3 protein-coding genes are annotated in these 22,478 nt (G+C 38.4%); all 3 read right to left on the reverse strand.

Going from position 1 to position 22,478, the window contains the following annotated elements:
• Window positions 1–34: 34 nt before the first annotated feature.
• Window positions 35–7,579 (reverse strand): non-ribosomal peptide synthetase, encoded by a 7,545-nt coding sequence (locus D1Z92_RS04865; RefSeq protein WP_164931455.1) that lies wholly within the window; start codon window positions 7,577–7,579, stop codon window positions 35–37.
• 111 nt (window positions 7,580–7,690) lie between these two features.
• Window positions 7,691–15,322, reverse strand: coding sequence for a non-ribosomal peptide synthetase (locus tag D1Z92_RS04870; RefSeq protein WP_128894536.1), 7,632 nt, complete (start codon window positions 15,320–15,322; stop codon window positions 7,691–7,693).
• 24 nt (window positions 15,323–15,346) lie between these two features.
• On the reverse strand, window positions 15,347–22,378 hold the full coding sequence (locus D1Z92_RS04875; RefSeq protein WP_128894537.1) for a non-ribosomal peptide synthetase: 7,032 nt from the start codon (window positions 22,376–22,378) through the stop codon (window positions 15,347–15,349).
• Window positions 22,379–22,478: the final 100 nt, after the last annotated feature.

Here is a 22,478-nt window from a genome sequence, read left to right on the forward strand (position 1 = left end):
CATTTGAAAACCACTTACTTTTGGCTTGCTTATGTCATGAAATAATGTAATCTTCTTGGCATGTCGCTTGTATCATGTTTAATGCAGTCTTATACCTTTGCAGTAATTGCTGCATCGTCGCAAGTGAAAATCGATGTGAATTGAATCGGAATGTCATATTTAGTTTACCTTCCATAATACTAGCACTAACGTCTAAGTCATAAGGCCATGGAAAATCAAGATGTACCATATCTCCCATCGGTATGTTTGAACTGCATACTGTATGTTGCTCAAATCCATTTTTAAATTGTCCAAGATAATTGAACATTACATTGGGACGCAAATTAATGTATAGCGCATGTTTGTGCTGCTTTTCTGTCAAGTATTTTAGCATACTGTAGCTCATTCCTTTGTTCGGAATATTTCTAAACGTTCGCTTCACGGTTGATATAACTGCAGAAAGTTCCCTACTTTGTTCTTGAATGACAACAGGATAGACTGACGTAAACCAACCAACTGTTCTAGAAACATCCACACCATCTAACATTTGTTCACGCCCATGTCCTTCTACATCAAAAACAACACAATCTTTACCTGTCCACTGTTGCATAGAAAGGACAAATGCACTAAAAAGTAATTCATTTGTTTCGGTTCCAAATACTTTGTTGGCTTTCATCAGTAGCACATTCGTTTGCTCTTTTGTAAACTCTACACTCAACGGTTTCATTTCACCGAAAGTTGCTTCCCGTGCTACAGCTTCAGCATCAGCTGGTAAACGAGGGGTTTCTATTTGTAAAATTGGTTGCCAATATGCTAACGCTTGTTGGACAAAAGATGGTGTATTGGCAAGAGAAGTCATTTCTTTACCCCACTGTTGGTAGGATGTTGTTTTAGCGGGAAATTTGATTTCTTCTCCTTGTAATAGTTGATCATATGCGTATTCAAAGTCTTCCATTATGACGCGCCATGATACCGTATCTATCACTAAATGATGAACAATAAGAAGTAAATGATCTCCGTCATTTGTATGAAATAAAGCTAGTTTAACTAATCGCCCTTCAGTAATATTAAAGCTGCGTTGTAATTCGTTGGCAGTATGTTCAATTCGCTGTTCTACTTTTGTCTCCTTTGTATAATCGTATACGTCTAATGTAAAATGTTCTCCTGCAACACCTTGATTGATTTGCACCTGCTGCATATTTTTCATTTCATATTTCATTCTTAATGCATCGTGATGGGCTAATATTTTGTTGAAAGAACCTTGTATTGCAGCTACATCCCATCCTTGTTTATGCTTCAACATGACCGCCTGATTCCAGTGATTTGGTGTACCAGTTAGTTCAAATACCCATTTCTGAATTGGTGCAAGTGGCACTTCTCCTTCTACTACGCTGTCATTCATCACCGCATCATCTCTATATACAAACGGAGTAAGTTCAGCAATGGTAGGATACGTAAAAAGATGTTTTAATTTGAACGTCCATCCGTGCTTTTTTAATTTAGCTATGATTTGAATCGCTTTAATAGAATCTCCACCCATTTCAAAAAAGTGATGCTGCATCCCCACTTTTGATACTTCCAGCACTTCCTCCCAGACCGATGCTATCACCTTTTCCTTCTCTGTTGTAGGTGGATGATATCCATGCTGATCTAAACTTGGTTTAGGTAATTGATGATGATCAATTTTCCCATTGACGGTAAGCGGAAGAGCAGATACTTCCACAAAGAAAGTTGGAACCATATAATCAGGCACATATTGACCTAGCCATATGCGAAGATCGGATCCAGCAATACGTTTTTTCGGCACATAGTAAGCACATAGGGAAATTTCATTTTCCGCTGCTGCATGCTGTGCAATAAACACTTCTTGCAATTGATCATGTTTTAATAGTGTATTTGTTATTTCCCCAACTTCTACTCGATGACCACGTATCTTCACTTGATTATCGATGCGACCTAAATATTCAATTTCTCCATTTTGCAACCAGCGAGCAACATCGCCTGTCTTATACATCAACTTTCCTGGTTCAAAAGGGTTGGGAATGAATTTCTCCTTTGTTAATAATGGACGATTATAATATCCTAATGCTAACCCTTCGCCACTCACGCATAGTTCACCTGGGACACCGATAGGTTGAAGTTGATGATCTGTATTAACAATATAAACCTTCGTATTTTGAATTGGTTTCCCAATTGTTATATGTTCAGTATGGACATCACAAGCTGCAATCGTTGCACAAACCGTTGTTTCTGTTGGTCCGTATGCATTAAAAAACATCCGACCCTTACTAAATCGTTGAACGATATCCAATGAACAAGGCTCTCCAGCTGTAACTAATGTCCGTAATGCCGGAAGCTCCATTGTTTCCATCGTCCTTACTACAGAAGGCGGCAGCGTAGCAACCGATACGTCTTTTCTATGAATCCATTGCGCTACACCTTCCTCTAATATCGTTTCTCGATCCTCTATCAGGAGGGTGGCTCCAGTTAATAGCGTAGGGAACATATTCCATACTGACGCATCAAAGCTAAAAGATGAAAACTGCAGCACACGACTGTTTTCCCTGATATGCAGTGTATCTGCAATTAAACTTAAATTAACGACGCTGTGATGTTTAACCATCACACCTTTCGGTTTTCCAGTGGAACCGGAAGTATAAATAATGTAAGCTAAATCATCGGGATCCATGTCTTTTTCGACTGCGGTTAACGATGGAGCAAGATGATTCAGCATAGATTTAGTTATCATCGTTCCTTGGTATTGCTCTGGCTTCATCTTCATATCATCTACAAACAATAAAGAGGCACCGCTATCTTCTAAAAAGTATTGAATTCTTTCCTTTGGATAGGTGGGGTCTATCGGCAAGTAGGCAGCGCCAGCTTTTAAAACTGCAAAAATAGCAACGATCGTTTCTACAGAAGGAGAGAGCATAACGCCAATAACATCGCTCCGCTTTACCTCTTTTTGCAGTAGCAATGCAGCCACTGTATCTATTTTTCGTTTTAATTCCGCATACGTAAGCTGCTCATTACGATACTCAACCGCAATGTGATGTGGCGTTTGTTTCACTTGTTGTTCAAAGCAGTACATGATCGTTTGATGTGTAGAATCGTGAAGTGCAGTTTGATTAAAGTTATGGAGCAACTGCTCTTTTTCCGAAGTCGTAACTAACTCTAATTCCTTTATTGTCGCTTGTGGTTGATTTATCATCTGCTGCAACAACATTTTATAATGCTCAATCATTCGCTCTATCGTATCACGTTTAAACAGACCCTCATTATAAACGACGTCGAATCCAAGGGTTTCCCCACTCTGAATCTCCCATGTCATATCAAATTTTGCACTTCCCGCTTCTAATTCATATCCTTTGAATTGTCTACTAGAAACGTTAGAAGTAAAATCTTCTATGTCCTGCAATATAAACAACGTGTCAAACAATGGGTTTTTACTCACATCTCGTCGAATGTTTAATTGGCTCAACAATTCTTCCAACGGATAATCACCATGTTGATAGACAAGCATACAAACCTTTTTTAGTGCTGTAACAAATTCCTCTATACTTTGTTCTGGCTTTACTTCATTCTTGATGGGCAGCACATTAGCAAACATACCTACAATCGGTTCCAAGCTTGCCATATGGCGGCCAGACACGGGAGAGCCGACAACAATTTGTTGCTGTCCTGAATATTTACATAAAAGAATATTGTAAGCAGCCAACATCCACATATACAATGTAACACCACGATCTGTTGCATGCTGACGTAACTGTTGTGTCATCTGTGCATCTAATTCAAAGCGAATATGTTCTCCTTTGAACGTTTGAACTCGAGGTCTAGGATAATCTGTTTGTAAATCCAACGGCTCCACCTTATCAGCAAATTCTCTACGCCAGAACTCACCTTTTTTATTAAAGTCGTCAGACATGAACCACTCCTGCTGCCACACTGCATAGTCTTTGTATTGCAAGGGAAGTACAGGTAAAACACGTTGTTCGTATAGTTGAATAAATTCCTGCGTTAAAATATTCATTGACATGCCATCTACAATAATATGATGTGCATCGAGCAGTAACAGATGTCTGCCTTCCTGTATGTTCACATACTTGGCACGGAAAAGTGGAGCTTTATGCAAAGAAAAAGGCTGTATAAAATCTTCAATTTGCTTATCTACTGCTTCTGCTTTAACAAGACATGCAGGCAATTTTACAATAATATCTTCCTCCACTTTTTGCATTAATTGACCATCTACAAAATGGAATGATGTGCGCAGCGCTTCATGTCTTGCCACCAATTGCTGTAAACAATGCTCTACATGTTCATGTTCCACTACTCCTTCTATCTCTATGGCAAATGGAATGTTATAACTAACTCCTTGTTCATCTAGTTTTTCAATAGCAAAAATTGCTTTTTGCTGTGCCGTAGCAGGATAGTAGTCTTTCTCTTGAGCAGGCGCAATATCAGCATACGTTCGCCCTTGACTGTGCTGCATAAATTGTGCCAGCTGCTTAATAGTAGGTCTCAAAAATATTTCGTTAACCGGAACATCCATATCGAATGCTTTCTGCAATTTGGAAACAATCATGGTGGCTTTTAGTGAATGACCTCCTAATTCTAGGAAGTGATCTTGAATCCCTATCTTTTGTACTTCTAATACCTGTTGATAAATGTTCACCAGTTTAAGTTCTACTTCATTTCTTGGTTCTTCGTACGCTGCGCTTGCTTGTCTCTTCTCCTGTGGATCAGGCAGCGCATCTCTTTTTATTTTACCATTAAATGTTATAGGTAAGGATTGTAATTTTATGAAATATGACGGAATCATATACTGTGGTAATGAAGATACCATGTCATCCCGAATCGTTGAGGGTGAGGTTGGTTTTTCCTCTACATAATACGCACATAAATAATATATCCCTTGCTGGTCTTGCTTCGCGATCACAATACCATCTTTCACATCATCCAATTGCAAAAGTTTAGAAGTTACTTCACCTAACTCAATACGATGTCCCCGTATTTTCACTTGGTGATCCATGCGTCCTAAATATTCCATTTCCCCATTTGGCAGTCTTTTCACTAAATCACCTGAGCGATACAATTTGTATCCGCTAATAAAAGGATTATCTATAAAACGCTCTTTCGTTAACTCACTGCGATGCAAATATCCACGAGCTACCCCTTCGCCACTTACACATAGTTCTCCAGGCACCCCATCTGGTAATATACGCTGGTCGGGATCTAAAACATAAGTTTTCAACGTCGGGATGGTTCTTCCGATATTGCTTACATTTAATTGTATATCCTCATCCGTTACTTCCTTATATGTTACATGTACGGTCGTTTCTGTAATACCATACATGTTAATTAACATCGTATCGTTGTATTTACGTTTCCAGTCTTTTAACTTTATTGGGGATAAAGCTTCTCCACCAAATATAACTTTACGAAGACTTAACGGTTGCCCCTGCTCTAACATCGCCTGTTCTATGAACAAATAAAATGCCGCGGGCGTTTGATTTAAAATCGTGACCTGTTGGTCTCTCACTACATCGTAAAATTGCTTTGTATCTTGTGCTACCTGTAGTGAGACGATAACTAGTCTACCACCGTAAAGCAGTGCACCGTAAATCTCCCATACAGAGAAGTCAAAACACATAGAGTGAAACATCGTCCATGTATCATGCTCATTAAAATCAAAAAGATTTTGTTCATGAAATAGCAAACGAACGACATTACGATGCTCCACCATTACGCCTTTAGGTTTTCCAGTGGAACCAGACGTGTAAATGACATATGCAACATCGTTAGGGTCAACTTGCAACTGTAAATTAGAATGATCCTCTTGTTTTAAATGCTGTTCTGCCAGTACAATCGTTGTTCCTTCATATTTCGGCGAGACCATAGAAGCATGTTCTACGATCAACACTTGCGCCTGACTGTCTGCAAGCATATACTGTATTCTTTCCTCAGGATAATGAGGGTCAATTGGCAAATACGTACCGTTTGCCTTCAATATGGCCAGCATACTCACCATCATATCTAATGAACGATCAATGCAGATGGCAACGATCGTCTCTTTCTGCACATCATTTTTTTGTAATATTCTCGCTAATTGATTTGCTTTTTCATTCAATTGGGCATACGTATACTGCTTGTTTTCATATGTAACCGCGATGCGATCAGGTGTGCGTTGTACTTGATCCTCAAACAACTGATGTACTGTCTTATGTTTCGGATAATCGACATATAGCTGGTCATCGTCTGACAGGATGTGTTGCTCCTCTTCCTTCGTTAACCATTGTATTTGCTGTATTTCCAATTGAGGGTTATCAATTACACAGTTAAAAATGTTACCCATATATTGTGAGATGTTTTGTATAAATTCTGATGTATATTGCTCCTCGTTAAAGGCAAATGTGACATGGAGTCGATCACTAGGCTCCACCACTATAGTTAGGCCATAACTGCTAGGTTCATAGGATTCACCACGTGCAAAAGAAAGACCTAATTGATTGAACTTCTCTTGCACAGAATCCGATGTGGATTGATAGTTTTCAAATACGACGATATGATCTATTAATTTATCACCACATGCGGAATCAGCTTGAATGTCTGCAAGGGAAACGTGCTCCTGTTGCTTCGCTTGTATTGCCCATTCATGATTTCGTTGTAATAGAGTAGCAAATGTATCTCCTACTTGTGTATGTATTCTTACAGGTACAGTATTAATAAATAAGCCAACTATTTTTTCCACGTGTGGAATTTCCGGTGAGCGTCCAGACACTACAGCACCGAAAACAGCATCGTTAACTGTATTTACTTTTTGCAGCAAAATACCCCATACAGTTTGAAAAACGTTGTTTACCGTTGTTTGATATGTTTTTGCTAGTGTAGACAACTGTGAGGTTAATTCAGCATCTAGCTGCCACTGATATTCACGATATGTAAATTGATCCGCCGGATTTTTTTGGTTTGGTATGGTCGTTGCATCTTCAAAGCCTTGTAAGCTTTCTTGCCAAAATTGTCTACCACGATCATAATGTTGCTGTTGCAACCACTGTACGTATTGGCTGTACGGAATTTCCTGTTCTATATAAGGTGTTTCACCTTTCAGCAACTGACCATATACGGTAATTAGTTCATCAAAAACAATACTCCAGCACCAACCATCCATTAACATGTGGTGAAAATTCCAAATTAGCTCATAGTTTTCATGACCCAATTTAACGAGATGAAGTCGAATGAGTACATCTTTCGTTAAATCAAAAGCACGATTTCGATCACTTGTCCTATACTGTACTAATGCTTTCTGCTTCTCTTCTAAATAGGACAAATCTACCAATTCAAGTTTTGCGGGTCTGTCTTTGAAAATGATTTGTAGAGGTTGGTTTACTTTTTCATAAACAAAGGCCGTTCTTAGTACATCATATTTCTGAATGATATGATTAAAACTCTGCTCAAGCAGCTCGGCGTGCATCACGCCTTTTAACTTGACACAACCTTGAACAATATGAAGATTTGCTTTACTATCTTGGATGGCATGATACAACATCCCACTTTGCATAGGAGTTAGCTCATAAATATCTTTAATGTTTTTCTTATTCATTCCTCTTCCTCCCTTTATGCTCTCAAATGGGTGTGGTACTTTGGAGACATACATCTCCACAGCAACACACCTTACAATTTGTCATTCCAACTTTTTACTTACCTCCTATAACTAACCTAATAGCTCAAACACGTCATCCAATTCTTCAGAAGAAAGCTTCTTTGCACTAAAATCACTTGGTGTTACTTCACTCTCTTTTTTGTTTACACAATGATGCACGAGATTTTTTACATGATGTTTAAATTTTTCGCTCCATTGAAGTACGCTCTGTTGACTTAGACGCAGTGCATCATATTGAAAGTGAAACACCAATTGATTTTGTATGACAGCACCATTGATATTTAGTACATGAGCATCCTCCACTTCTACACTACTATCATTTCCTGTAGGCAAGTTTGAAAGATGGAAACGGTCGTTTTCATTTTGTTGATCAAATTGACCTAAGTAATTAAACAGCATGTTAGGTTGTAGTGTAGACTCCTTTTGATCAAAGTGCTCTTTATTCATAAGATATTTATAAATACCGTATCCCAGCCCCTTGTTCGGAATGCGGCGCAGTGTTTCTTTTACGCTTTTGATGACATTAGATATACTTTCATCATCGCTCCATTGAATTACAACAGGATATAACGACGTAAACCAACCGATTGTACGTGTAAGATCTACCCCATCTATAATGTCTTCACGTCCATGTCCTTCTAAGTGAATACCTAGTTGCCTTTCCCCCGTCCAATCTTTCATCGTTATCGCTAATGCCGATAACAATAAATCGTTAATTTCAGTATGGTAAGCCTGATTGGCATTCGTTAAGAGCTGTTCAGTTAAAGCTTTATCAAATTCAATAGACACTACTTTATACTGTTCACTTACACCCACCTTTTGCTCTACTTTTTCCTGTGGCAAATGTGTAAGTTTGACTTGTTCTAGTTGCTGCCAATAGCTTATTTCTTCTACCATTGCATCACTATTTGCATACGTTTGTATTTGCTTAGCCCAATCTTGATATGACGTCGTTTTGTCTGGAAGCCTAACGTCCTCTCCTTGTTCCAACTGCTCATAACATTGGCTAAAATCTTCGATTAAAATACGCCAGGATACTCCATCCACGATTAAATGATGAACAACACACAACAAATAATCTCCTTGTACCGTATGAAAATGTGCCATAGCGAGCAGTGGTCCTGTTTCAATATTTAAACTTCTGTGCAGTGTATTTGCTTCCATTTCGATGCGCTCTGAAATATTTTCATCTGCTTTTATGTGAAACGAATGATCATGAAATACTTCTCTTGTCACTGGTTGATGCTCTTGCTTTACTTGTTCATCCACGATAGGAAAAATAAGTCGAAGTCCATCATGATGTCCAATACAATGCAGGAAAGCTTTTTCACATATTTCCATGTCAATTCCATCTTCACTGTGCAATAAAATAGACTGATTCCAGTGATGTTTATTTAACAACTTCTTCTCATAAAACCAATGTTGAATTGGAGTTAACTCTACTTCTCCTGTTACTAACCCTTGGTGTATGTCATGATCTTTCTGCTGAATGAAAGGAGCTAGCTGTTTTATACTTGGGTATTTAAATAAGTTGCTCATATCTAATTTCAAACCACGCTTACTTAACGAAGCAATGACATGAATGGCTTTGATTGAATCTCCACCGTATTCAAAAAAATTATCTGTCGTTCCGACAGACTCTACATGTAGGACTTCTTGCCAAGTTTGTAATAGCACACTTTCCATCTCATTGTCTGGTGCAACATAATCACGTTGCTGCATGACAACACGTGGCAGGGCCTTTCTATCCAACTTCCCGTTATGCGTAAGTGGAAGTTGCTCTATTTCCATAAAATGAGCAGGAATCATGTATTCAGGCAACGTTTTGCCTAGGTGCTCCCGAATGACTTGAATACTAAATCTTTTTTGCGACGGCACGATATATGCACAAAGCATATCCGTTCCACTATCATCTTTTACTGCAACTACAGCACCATCCTTCACTTGATCACATTGCAGCAAAACAGAATGAATCTCATCGAGTTCTATTCGTAAACCTCTTATTTTTACTTGATTATCTATTCTACCTAAATACTCTATATTTCCATCTGGCAGCCAACGAGCTAAATCCCCCGTTTTATACATTTTTTCCCCTATTTTGAATGGGTTATTGACAAACTTCTCTGCCGTTAAATCTTCTCTATTCATATACCCTCTAGCTAAGCAAGTTCCAGAGATACAAAGTTCTCCTGCAACGCCAATAGGCTGTAGTTGCTCTACTGCATTCAACACGTATAATTGAACATTGTCTAATGGTTTACCAATGGGTACACTACGAAACTTCTCTTGTGGTGAACAATGAAAATGTGATACATCGATGGTAGCTTCTGTTGGCCCATATAAATTGTAAAGATGGGCATGCGGCAGCCACTGATAAAATCGTTCTACTTGTTGTGGAAGTAATGCCTCGCCACTAGCAAACACCCGACGCAAACTACTTGCTTTTTCCACGTTGTGTGGTATTTCCATATAGTCTAAGAATCCATTTAACATCGAAGGTACAAAGTGAATGGCTGTCACATGATGTTTAGCTATTGTATTCAGCATATGTTCCGGTGATTTCTCTTCACCATGTTTCAGTAAACACAATGTTGATCCAGCAAAAAACCACATGAAAATTTCCCAAACAGAGACGTCAAAAGCGAACGGTGTTTTTTGCAACAGTACATCACTTTCTGAAATGTCATACTGTTTGACCATCCAACCGATTCGATTTATTACTGTATGATGCTCAATCATGACACCTTTAGGTCTTCCTGTAGAACCTGATGTATAGAGTACGTATGCTAAATCGTGCTGTTCGTTACGATGAGGTAGATTATGAGTGTGTTGACTGTAAGATGTCTCGTCATTCACATGAACGGCATCGACTGGTAATGATGATAGGAATGTATTGGTGTGATGATGGACTAAAACAAGTCGAACTTCACTATTTTCGATCATGTATTGGATGCGGTCAGTTGGATAATCAGGAGATATCGGCATATATGCTCCGCCAGCCTTTAAAATAGCTAAAATACTAATCATCATATCGATAGATCGTTCCACACATAAACCAACCACCGTATTTCTACCTACACCTCTACGCTGCAATGTATGGGCCAACTGATTCGCTTTTTCATTCACTTGCTTATACGTTAGCTGCTCATGGTTTGCAATCAACGCTGTTTTGTATGGTGTCTTGGTTGCTTGTTGTTCGAAAATGTAATGTAAAGGTTGGTGCACCGGATAGTATACAGGCTCGTTGTTGTTAAACGAAAATAAAATTTGCTCGCTTTCCTCTGTTGTTATCATCTGAACATGTTGTAACTGTTGCATTGGATGTTGAAGCAATTGGGTAAGTATATGCTCAAAATGAACCGTCATCCGTTCAATCGTCTCTCGATGAAATAAATGCGTACTGTATTCTACCGTCACTTCAAGCTGATCTTTTTCTTCTACATACCATGACAGATCAAATTTGGAATTTTTCCACAGTGTATTTTGCTTTTCGTATGTGAGATTATGGGAGTGTGTATGCTTTTCTGTTTCATTTACGACAATCAACATCGTATCAAACAATGCACTGCGACTTACATTACGTGGTAATTTCAATTTTTCAACCAGCTGTTCAAATGGATAATCAGCATGGTCAAATGCTTCGATCACCATCTGCTTCACTTTTTGCATGAAGTGTTGGAACGTTTGACTACCTTCAGGATAATTACGGAGTGCAATCGTATTGGCAAACATACCGAAAATATTGTTCACGTCAGGATGATAACGTCCTGATATTGGCGTACCCACTACAATATCTTCTTGCCCAGTGTATTTGGATAAAAAAACATTATATGCTGCTAGTAGTATCGAAAATAATGAAATTTTTTCTTGGTGCATGACCGCCCTTAGTTTGCTACTCAGATCCTGACTCAATGAAAAAGTAACAATATCTCCATCGTACTGCTTCATGGACGGACGAGGAAAATCAGTGTGAAGCTGCAATGTTGGAACGGAATATTTAAACTGATTCAACCAAAATGCTTCGTGCTCATTCACCTTCTCAGACTGTAAATATTGTTGATGCCATGCTGTGTAATCTTTATATTGAATAGGTAGTGGTTGTAATGTCTCACCTTCATACAGTTTCATCAGTTCAGATAACAAGATATCTACAGATGCACCGTCAGATATAATGTGGTGCATATCTATAAAAAACGCATGATGTTTTTCTGAAATTTTAAAAAGATAAGCTCGAAACAACGGTGCTATATTTAATGTAAAAGGCTGAATAAGAGATAAAATGACATCATTCAATTGATGTTGTTCCACTTCTCTAACATCTAGATGAAACGGAATAGATTCGTGTACTTTCTGCCACAACTGTCCATCGTTCACATGAAATGAAGTCCGAAGCGCCTCATGTCTTTGTATGAACTGCATCATCGCCTTTTCCCACTTGTTAACGTCAAATTCGCCATGTAGATGCAATAAATAAGGAATGTTATAACTGGTACCTACTCCGTCTATTTGCTGAATGGCATACATTCGTTGCTGTACAGAAGATATAGGGTACAAATCTCGCTCTTCTACAGCCTGAATCATGTCGTAAGAAGAAGTTTGCATGGATTTCATTCTAGATGCCAGTTTCACGATAGTGGGATGCTCAAAAATAGCTTTGAACGGAATATCAATTTGAAACTTTTTATACATAAGAGCATGAAGTGTCATCACTTTTATCGAGTTTCCACCAAGATCGAAAAAGTTATCTGTCGTGCTGATGGATTTAATAGATAACACTTCTTTCCATATGTCCAACAGCTGTGTTTCGACTTCATTTTTGGGTTTTACCATTTCATCGGTACTTACTAGTATGGGATCTGGAAGTTTATTTCTATCTACTTTCCCATTCGCTGTTAAAGGAATTGCTTGTAACTCAACAAAATATAGTGGAACCATATAAGACGGGAGTTTAAGCTTCATATACTGCTTAAGCTCAGAAGTAGAACAGGACGTGTTCTTCACAACATATGCACACAGTTCATTCGTTCCCTCATTTGTATACACTTTCACCGTGACATGACTCAGTGCAGGATGACTTGCCAACACCTTTTCTATCTCTTCTGTTTCTATTCGAAAACCTCTTACTTTAACTTGATGATCTTTTCTTCCCACGTATTCGATGTTTCCATCAGGATGAAACTTGGCTAAGTCTCCACTACGATACAATTTTTCATTCGGAACAAATGGATTATCAATAAATTTATTTTTGGTTAATGCTTCTCGTTTCCAGTACCCTTTTGCCAATCCTTCCCCACCAATACATAATTCCCCTACTACGCCTATCGGCTGAAGTTGTAATTGATCATTGAGAATGTATACTTTTTTATTAGAGATTGGTTTTCCAATGAAAACTTGATCCATCTCTGGTGTAACAACCGCCGTAGTCGAATCAATCGTCGCTTCTGTTGGACCATACGAATTGATAAATTTTCTACCCTGCCCCCATAAAGAAACCAAGTCCTTTGTTACCACTTCCCCACCCACACCTATCACACGTAAGTCTGGTAATTGCTCGTAAGGAAGGGCCCTTAAGAACGAAGGTACAAAATCAACAAGCTGAATGCGCTTCTCTTTCATCCACTGTACAAAGGAAGCACCCGATAACATAAACTCTTTTTTTACTAAATAGAGCTTTGCTCCATTAAACAAACTGCAAAATATTTGAAAGACAGAAGAATCAAAACTTATGGAAGCGGTCTGACAGACCCGGGTTCCAACGGTGAGATCAAAAGTATGACACATCAACGAAACCCCACATAACGATTGATGCTCAATCATAACCCCTTTGGGCTTCCCTGTTGAACCAGATGTGTAGATCATATACGCTAAATCTTGTGCAGTATTGATTGGTGTTACATTTTCTACATCTCCTGTATACCATGGAGCATCTTCTATGTTCATCGTTTCTCCCTTAAAACTTTCCACGCTTGGAAGTGCGCTTTGTTTTAATAGTAAACGAGCTCCACTATCTTCTAACATATACGTGATACGCTCTACAGGATACGTATGATCGATCGGAACATAGGCTCCACCTGCTTTTAGAATAGCAAGTAAGGCTACTATCATTTCAATCGAGCGATCCGACATGATCGCCACAAATTCGTTTTTAGTTACCCCTCTTTTTCTTAAATGCCTTGCCAACTGATTTGCTTTCTCATTCAACTCCGCATACGTCACTTGTTCATTTTCAAATACTAAAGCGACATGATTTGGTGTCCGCAATACTTGCTGTTCGAACATTTCCTGTGCTGTTATCGTTCTTGGATAATCCTGTTCAGTCTGGTTAAATGTATGAAGTAGCTGCTCTTTTTCCTTCTCAGAAGTTATTTCTATCTCTTGTATAGAAATGGAAGGATGAGCAAGAAGTGTAGTAATTAACGTCTCGATATGGAGCTGTATATGTTGCATAAATTCCGTGTCATATACTTTTTGGTTATAAGTAAGGTCCACTTCTAATTGCTCCATCGGATACACGGTCACACATAGATTGTAGTTTGTTTGCTCAAATGCTTGTAAATTCACTACTTGAAATGGTAACGTCTCACGATTTAAAGTTTCTAAATCAAGCGGATAATTTTCAATGACCATAATATGATCAATGAGTTGACTGCATGGTTGCTGATCTGTCTTCATTTCCGATAATGAAATATATTCATGTGCATCGGCATCAACGGCTTGCTGCTGCATTTTTTTCATTGCATCAATGACAGTATCATTGGGATCGGTATGCATTCGAGTGGGAATGGTGTTGATAAATAAACCCACCATCTTTTCAATATGTTCTATTTGTGCAGGTCTACCCGCTACCACTTTGCCAAATAAAATATCAGAAGTATTTTGATACTTTTGCAATAGTAAACCCCATATCGTTTGAAATGCGGTACTCATCGTGACACCATGTTGTCTAGCCCATTGAGAAAAAGAAGAAGTCATTTGTTCTGTTAAGCGAAATCGATGTGTTCCTCTTTCATAATTTTCTTCTTTTTCGTAATTGGATTGACGGGGTAGACCTCTTACTTCTTCATAGCCAGCTATATATTCATTCCAAAAATCAATAGATTGCTGCTTATCTTGTTTGCGAAGCCACTTTACATATACACTATAAGGTATTCCTTCTATTGTCGATATAGGCTGCCCATGATATTTTTGTTCATAAAAGTCAAACAACTCTTTGAATAAAACGCCTAAACACCAACCGTCTATCAAAATATGATGATGACTCCAGATCATTTGATAGGTTTCTTCCCCAGTTTGAATGACAGAGAAACGAAGAAGTAAATCCGATGACAAGTCAAATCCTTTACGTTTATCTTCTTCCAAAAACCGATCAACATAAGCTTGCTTTTCTTTTTCTTGTAAGGAAGAGATATCTTGAAACGAAATGTTTGCTTTTCTCTCCTTCCATACGACTTGCATTGGATTTTTAAACTGTTTATGCATAAAAACGGTGCGTAAAATATCATGTTTTTTAATTAAAGCATTGAGACTGTCTTCCATATCATCAACTTGAAATTTTCCTTGTATAGTCAGCGTCATTTGTTGGAAATAAGCATGTGAACTAGGATCTTTTAAATAATGAAATAAAATTCCTTTTTGTAATGGAGATAATTCATAAATATCCTTAATATCATCTTTCTGTATCATCTTGCACACTCCTCTTCCTTATCATTAATCCAACATGTTTAAAAAATTGTCTAGTTCTTCCACACTTATGTCTTCCGCAGTAAAGTCACTAGGTGTGTATACACGATGTTCCTGCTGCATGCAATGTTGTGATATATCCAGTAAAGATTGCTCATATCGTGTGGCAAATGCCGTCATCGTACTTTCTAAAAATAGATGCGGGTTGTAACGTAGAACAAATTTCAGTTTGTCATCCTCTATCATGCCATTGATATCTATAGCTGCTGTTAATGGGGTCAATGGGTGAAAAGCTTCTCCAGTCAACGTCGTATCCAGTTGAAGTCCGCCTTCACTTTCGTGCTGATTAAACCGACCTAAATAGTTAAAGCTTATCTCTGGTTGATGCTTAAATTGCAATGAATGTTCTGCAGAAGATAAATACTTCAGCACACTATAACCAATACCTTTGTTCGGAACACTTCGCAATGTTTCTTTCACATGCATAATGACGTCTGCAACCTTATCTGAAGGTAAAGTGAAATGCACAGGATACATAGAAGTAAACCAACCAATGGTTCTGGAAACGTTCATCTGCAAGCCAATCTCTTCTCGTCCATGACCTTCTAACAGGATAGAAGAAGTAGTAATGTGCATACTTTTTTGTAAAGCCATAATCAGCGCAGCAAGCAATACATCATTCATTTCTGTATGATAAATACCATGAATGTTGGTAAGTAGGTCATTTGTGTCCTTTTCGCTCAAATGAATAGAAACAGTCTTACTATCTTTCAAGTAGCAAATCGTATTTCCGTTCCTATCCTTAGGTAGTGAAGGGACATCTCTTCCTTCTGCTGCCTTCCAATACACGCTTTCTTGTTCTAGCTCTTTACTCCTTCTATACTGGATTAACTGTTGACTCCATGCTTGAAAGGAGTCTGTCTTCTTCGGAAGCGAAATGCTCTTTCCATTCCTAAGCTGCTCATACGCGGTGTGAAAATCTTCTAGTAAAATACGCCAAGATACGCCATCGATAACTAAATGATGAATGACAATGAGCAAATAATCTTTTTCCTGACTGTGAAATAGACCTAGCTGCATCAACTGTCCTTTTTCTATGTTCAGCATTTTTTGCAAACGATTTGCTTCCTGTGCAATGGTTTGTTGTACATCATCACATGCATCATGCTCATAAACATGCAAGGAATAAGGTTGATGCTCCACTCCGTTGTTCATTTGTTTCACCTTAGCATCTAACGTATAACACATTCTAAGCGCATCATGATGCTTCACAAGATGAGAGAAAACTTCATTTATTTTTTCCGCATTCCAGCGTTGTTCATGTTGTAACATAACCGCTTGATTCCAGTGATTACATATTGGCAAGTGCTGCTCAAAAAACCAAGTTTGTATTGGAGTTAAAGGAACATGCCCCTCTACCGCACATTGCTCAGATGTCATATTTCTTCGTTTTACCATCGGTGCTAGCTCAGCGATGGTCGCGTACTCGTATACATCTTTAATATCAATGTGGTATTGTTCGTTATTTAAGCGAGCTGCAATCTGAATTGCCTTGATGGAATCTCCACCTAACGCCAAGAAAACATCATTTACCCCTACTTTCTCAACGTCTAGAACATCCTCCCAAATGGATGCTAATTTTGTTTCCATTGCATTAGTTGGTGGTTTATACGACGAGTCCATGTACATCTGTTGTTTTGGGTCTGGAAGTGCCTTGCGATCCACCTTGTCATTTGCTGTGAGTGGGAGTTTTTCTATCGGTACAAAGTAAGATGGAACCATGTATTGTGGCAGTATGTCAGAAACATATTTTCTTATTGCTGTTATGCTGCCGGTATCAACCACTACAATATAGGCGCACAAGTAAACGCTATCGCTCTCTTTTGTATCCATGACAATCGCTTCATGGACATCTGGATGTTTTAATATGACCTCGGTAATTTCATTACATTCTATGCGATGACCGTTTATTTTCACTTGGTGGTCCATACGTCCCAACAGCTGAATATTACCGTCAGGAAGCCAGTGAGCAAGATCCCCGGTTTTATATATTTTTTCATTACTATTAAAAGGGCTATCAATAAATTTTTCTGCCGTTAGATCCGGGCGTTTCCAGTAACCTCTTGCAAGCCCAACCCCACCGATACAAAGTTCTCCGGTAACACCGATCGGTTGCAGTTGGTTGTCTTCGTTAAGAATCATAATTTTCATATTGGGCACTGGCTTGCCGATGGATAGACTACCTTCCCCATTTGGGAATATTGCATTCGTTGCCCCTACTGTCCCTTCCGTTGGACCATATCCATTAACGTAGGTTCTACCTTTTCCCCATGTTTTAATAAGTGGAAGAGAACAAGCTTCTCCTGCCGTAATTAGCGTCTTTAAATGAGGTAAATCCCTATATTCCAAATTACGCAGCATACTCGGTGGCAAAATGGCACTGGTAATCTCATTCCGTTCCATATAATCTACTAAATTAGAAATTAGCTCGTTTTTTTCTTCCACATACAAGGTTCCACCAGACAATAAGGTTAAAAATATTTCCGCTACGGAAGCATCAAAACTTAAAGAAGCAAACTGTAACACTCGGTTGCCTCTGCCCATACCGAAGATGGAATGAATAAGCTGAAAGCTACATACTCCTTGATGCTCTATCATTACCCCTTTTGGCTTCCCAGTAGAACCCGAGGTGTAAATCATATAAGCTAAATCTTGAGGTGTATTCCAGTGCTCTATAATATCCGTTCTCCCTCGCTTAAACCGCTCTATGTCTACTAGTATTTTTTGCCCCTTAAATGTGGAAGGGACTGATATATGGGATTGGGTGAGCAAATAATTTGTTTCACTATCTTCCAGCATGTACTGTATACGTTCTGCTGGATAAGTAGGATCTATTGGGACGTATGCACCACCAGCTTTTAGTACTGCGAAAATAGATACGATCATCTCTAATGATCTTTCAACCATTACACCAACAAATTGATCTACCTTAACCCCATTCTCTCTCAGCACTAATGCCACATCGTTGGCTCTTCTATTCAGCTCACGGTATGTTAACTGCTGATCTTTGAATACGACAGCAACCGTTTCAGGTATCGTCTGGGCATAATGCTCAAACATTTGCTGAATGGTCTTATCTTCGTGGAAAGGTGTCTTTGTATCATTAAACTGTTCTACTATTTGATTCTTTTGACGTGGTGGTACGAGTTCTATATCAACAAAAGAAGTTGTTGGACTATTTATCAATTGCTGCAATACATACCGATACTGTTCTGCCATCCTAGCAATAGTGTCTTCTGTAAATAAAGCTGTATTGTACTCCAAGGTGACATCTATATGATTTGCTGTTTCTATTAGTTCCCAAGTTAAATCCAATCGGGCATGCTTACTATCTATTTTCTGTTCTTGTAATGTCACCCCAGAAATATGCAGTGGGGTTCTATCTATGTTCTGTAAAATAAACATCGTATCAAACAGTGGATTACGGCTAGCATCTCTTACATGCCCTAGTTCCTCTACAAGTCGTTCAAATGGATAGTCCGCATTGTCATATGCTTGCAAGACATTGGCTTTCACCATTTTTAAAAACTGTTCAAACGACTGCTTTTTATCTGATTTAATTTGTAAAGGTAATGAGTTTACAAACATTCCGATGACATCGTTTAACTCACTATGCGATCTGCCGGCAACTGCAGTTCCCACAACAATATGATGTTGACCAGTACATTTGGATAACAGTACATGATAAGCGGCCAATAATAACATGTACGTTGTTACGTCATATTTTGCTGCCGTTGTATATATGCTTTGAGTCAGTGACTTCTCTAACTGAAATGTGAAAGTGCTGCCTTCAAATGTTTGTCTTATCCCCCTTTGAAAATCAGTAGGTAATTGTAAAATAGGAGGTTCACCTTCAAATTGTTCTAACCAAAACTGCTTTTGTTTTTGTAATCTTTCACTTTGCAGCATGTCATGCTGCCACACAGCGTACGTTTTATATTGATGTGCTAAAGATGGTACTTCTTTTCCTTCATATATTGCAGAAAGCTCCTTTTTAAACAATTCCATCGACGTACCATCTGTAATCATATGATGCATGTCAATGATCAACATGTTCAGCTTATTGTTTACATATATAAAACCCGCTCGCAGTAGCTTTGGCGTATGAAATGAGAATGGGGAAATAAAACTAGCAATTGCTTCATCTATTTCTTCCTCACACTTCACATGCACTTCAGCATAAGAGATTTCAGATGAAGGGTGCACTTTTTGCATCAATTCACCCTCGATTAGATGGAAAGAAGTTCGTAAAATCTCATGTCTATTGACGATAGATTGTAATGCATGTAACCACTTATGTTTATTTATTACTCCTTCTACTTTCCACAACAACGGTACATTATAACTACAACTGGTTTCATCTAATGTTTGAATTGCATACATTTGCTTTTGCGCAGAAGAAACAGGGTAGTACGCTTGCTCTTCTATCGTTTTAAGAACGGGTTGAATGTAAGAAGCATTTGTTTTTTGTACATGTTGTATTCGTTTCGCAAGCGCTTGAATAGTAGGCATGTCAAACACTTCACTCATGGTAAGTTCCACTCTCATTTGTTGATTTATTTTTGCTAGTAGCAGCATTGCTTTTAATGAATTACCGCCTATTTTAAAGAAGTGATCGTTCGTACTTATTGTGGATAGATGCAATACCTCTTTCCACATCGCCACTAACATTTCTTCTGTTGCATTTGATGGTTTTACACGTGGAGTGTTCTCTGTATGCTGCTCTGGATCAGGAAGCGCCCTTTTATCTACTTTGCCATTGGCTGTTAACGGTAAGGATGGCAAGCTAATAAAATACGTTGGCATCATATATGGTGGTAATGTTCTTGCCAAGTTTTGTTTCACATCATCCATAGAAGCATCCGGGTGAAGTACAACATAAGCAGTAAGAAAGGAATGCTCATGCCCATCTTTAGAAACCATCACCACACCTGTCTGCACCATAGGTTGAACAAGCAGCTGCTTTTCAATTTCACCAATTTCAATCCGGTGACCTCTAATTTTCACTTGCTGATCTAATCGATCCATAAATTCTATGCTTCCGTCAGGGAGCCATCTAGCTCTGTCTCCTGAGCGATACATCACTGCTCCTGGAATAAACGGATCTTTCATAAACTTTTCCTTACTTAAACTTTCTCTATGAAGATAGCCATTAGCTACTCCATCTCCACCAATGTACAATTCTCCTGGTATTCCCATCGGCTGTAATTGCTGCTGTTTGTTTAAAATATATACTTTCGTGTTGTGCACTGGTTTTCCAATCGGTACGCTTTCCCATGATGCATCAATATGTTGGATTGGATAATACGTCGCATACACTGTTGTTTCTGTTGGACCATACATGTTGACGAGACGATTTGGCCCTACAATATCCCATGCTTTGCGTACATGCTCTATGGAACACTTTTCCCCACCAAATAAAATGTTTCGAACATCTTTTAAACAACTAACATCGACATCAACAAGGACATGAAATAAAGCCGTAGTGACTAACATGACACTAATTTGTTCTTGTTTGATGAGCGCGGAAAGTTTTGTCGGTGATAATAGTACTTCTTTTTTAATTAGCACTAACTGTGCACCGTTTAAAAGTGCACCGTGCATATCAAAGGTAAAAGCATCGAAAGCAAAACTAGAAAGCTGTAGCAACTTATCTTCTGGTGTAATGTCAACATAGCCACCGTTTATCATTGTTTTTATAATATTTTGGTGTGTAATGAGTGTCCCTTTAGGCTTACCTGTAGACCCTGACGTGTAAATGATATTGGCCACATCTTCTGGTTCATTCCGTCTCCCTATACTATCCGTACCGTAAGAAGTTAACGTTAATGCATCTATCGATATGATTTGTCCTTCATATTCCAAATCTACAATTCCAACTTCCTTGTCAACAATAAAAAAGGGAGCCATACTGTCGGATAAAATGTACTGTATACGTTCTTGAGGGTAAATAGGATCAATCGGTACATAGGCAGCGCCTGTTTTTAAAATACCTAATACGGTAATGATCATCATCGGTGAACGCTGCATCATCACCGACACGAAATCTCCTTTTGATACGCCATGAGCGAGCAAATGCCTAGCTAATTGATTCGATGCATGATCAAGCTGCTCGTAGGTTAACTGTTGGTGTTCAAAATAAAGTGCAGGATGATTGGGCCGTTGACTCACTTGCTGCTCAAATAGTTCTACAATCGATTTATGCTTGGGATAATCCGCTGCATTTTGATTGCACTGCAGTAATGTATTTGTTTGTAAGTATGTGTTTAGTTCTAACTCTCGTGGTTGTGAGAAAGGCTTTTCTACCATTTGCTCTAGAAGATACATAAAATGTTGTGTTAATTGTTGGATAAATGAAATAGCATATACTTGTTCACGATAAACAATGGAAAAAGATATTTGCTCGTCATCTTGTATCACACAGTATAGATCATCGCTGGAGTGTTCTTTCGCTTGTGCTAGCCACGTATTTACTATTGCTTTATCAGCAAAGGTTAACACTGCATTAGATAAGAGATGGTGAACGGAGGAAAGCACATCTATTTTCAAATATCGTGTTAGACCGTATGATGCAACATGCTGATGTACATTCTGAATTATGTGATGAGTGGTTATTTCCTGATCAGTTTGAATACGAACAGGACATATCAGTGGATTACCTTCTGCATACTTATCCTCTTCCTTTTCATATGCTAATTCCCCGTATACACAATCCTCTACGTCGTTATATTTTTGTAGTAATATTCCCCACGCCGTTCGTAAAATATTTTGTTTGGATGTTTTGCAAAAATGAGCAAACTGTTTCAATTGACGTGATTGGGAGAGAGAGAAAGATATAGCAACTTCTTGCCATGAAGTATTCTCCTCCGCCCCCTTACTTCTTAATTTGGGTATGTCTACATGCTGTTCGTATCCCCTTAAGTATGCATTCCAGTAACTATCTATTTTTTCGGTTTCGAATAAAGAAAGATCGTTGGAATCTGAAATAAAAGTTTTCATATTCCCCTCCTATAAATTTACTTAGAATTTACTTTTAAATTAAGAAAATTTTACCTTACAGCCAAAAGAATATTACTTATTTTTTTATGTCTCGTTGTAT

Origin of the sequence: Longirhabdus pacifica (assembly GCF_004115085.1) — a bacterium.
GTDB classification, from domain to species: Bacteria; Bacillota; Bacilli; order Paenibacillales; family DSM-105158; genus Longirhabdus; species Longirhabdus pacifica.

Bases quoted from the DNA above. Each gene is read 5' to 3' on its own strand.
- D1Z92_RS04865 (WP_164931455.1), bottom strand. From the start codon at position 7,579: ATGAATAAGAAAAACATTAAAGATATTTATGAGCTAACTCCTATGCAA.
- D1Z92_RS04870 (WP_128894536.1), bottom strand. From the start codon at position 15,322: ATGATACAGAAAGATGATATTAAGGATATTTATGAATTATCTCCATTA.
- D1Z92_RS04875 (WP_128894537.1), bottom strand. From the start codon at position 22,378: ATGAAAACTTTTATTTCAGATTCCAACGATCTTTCTTTATTCGAAACC.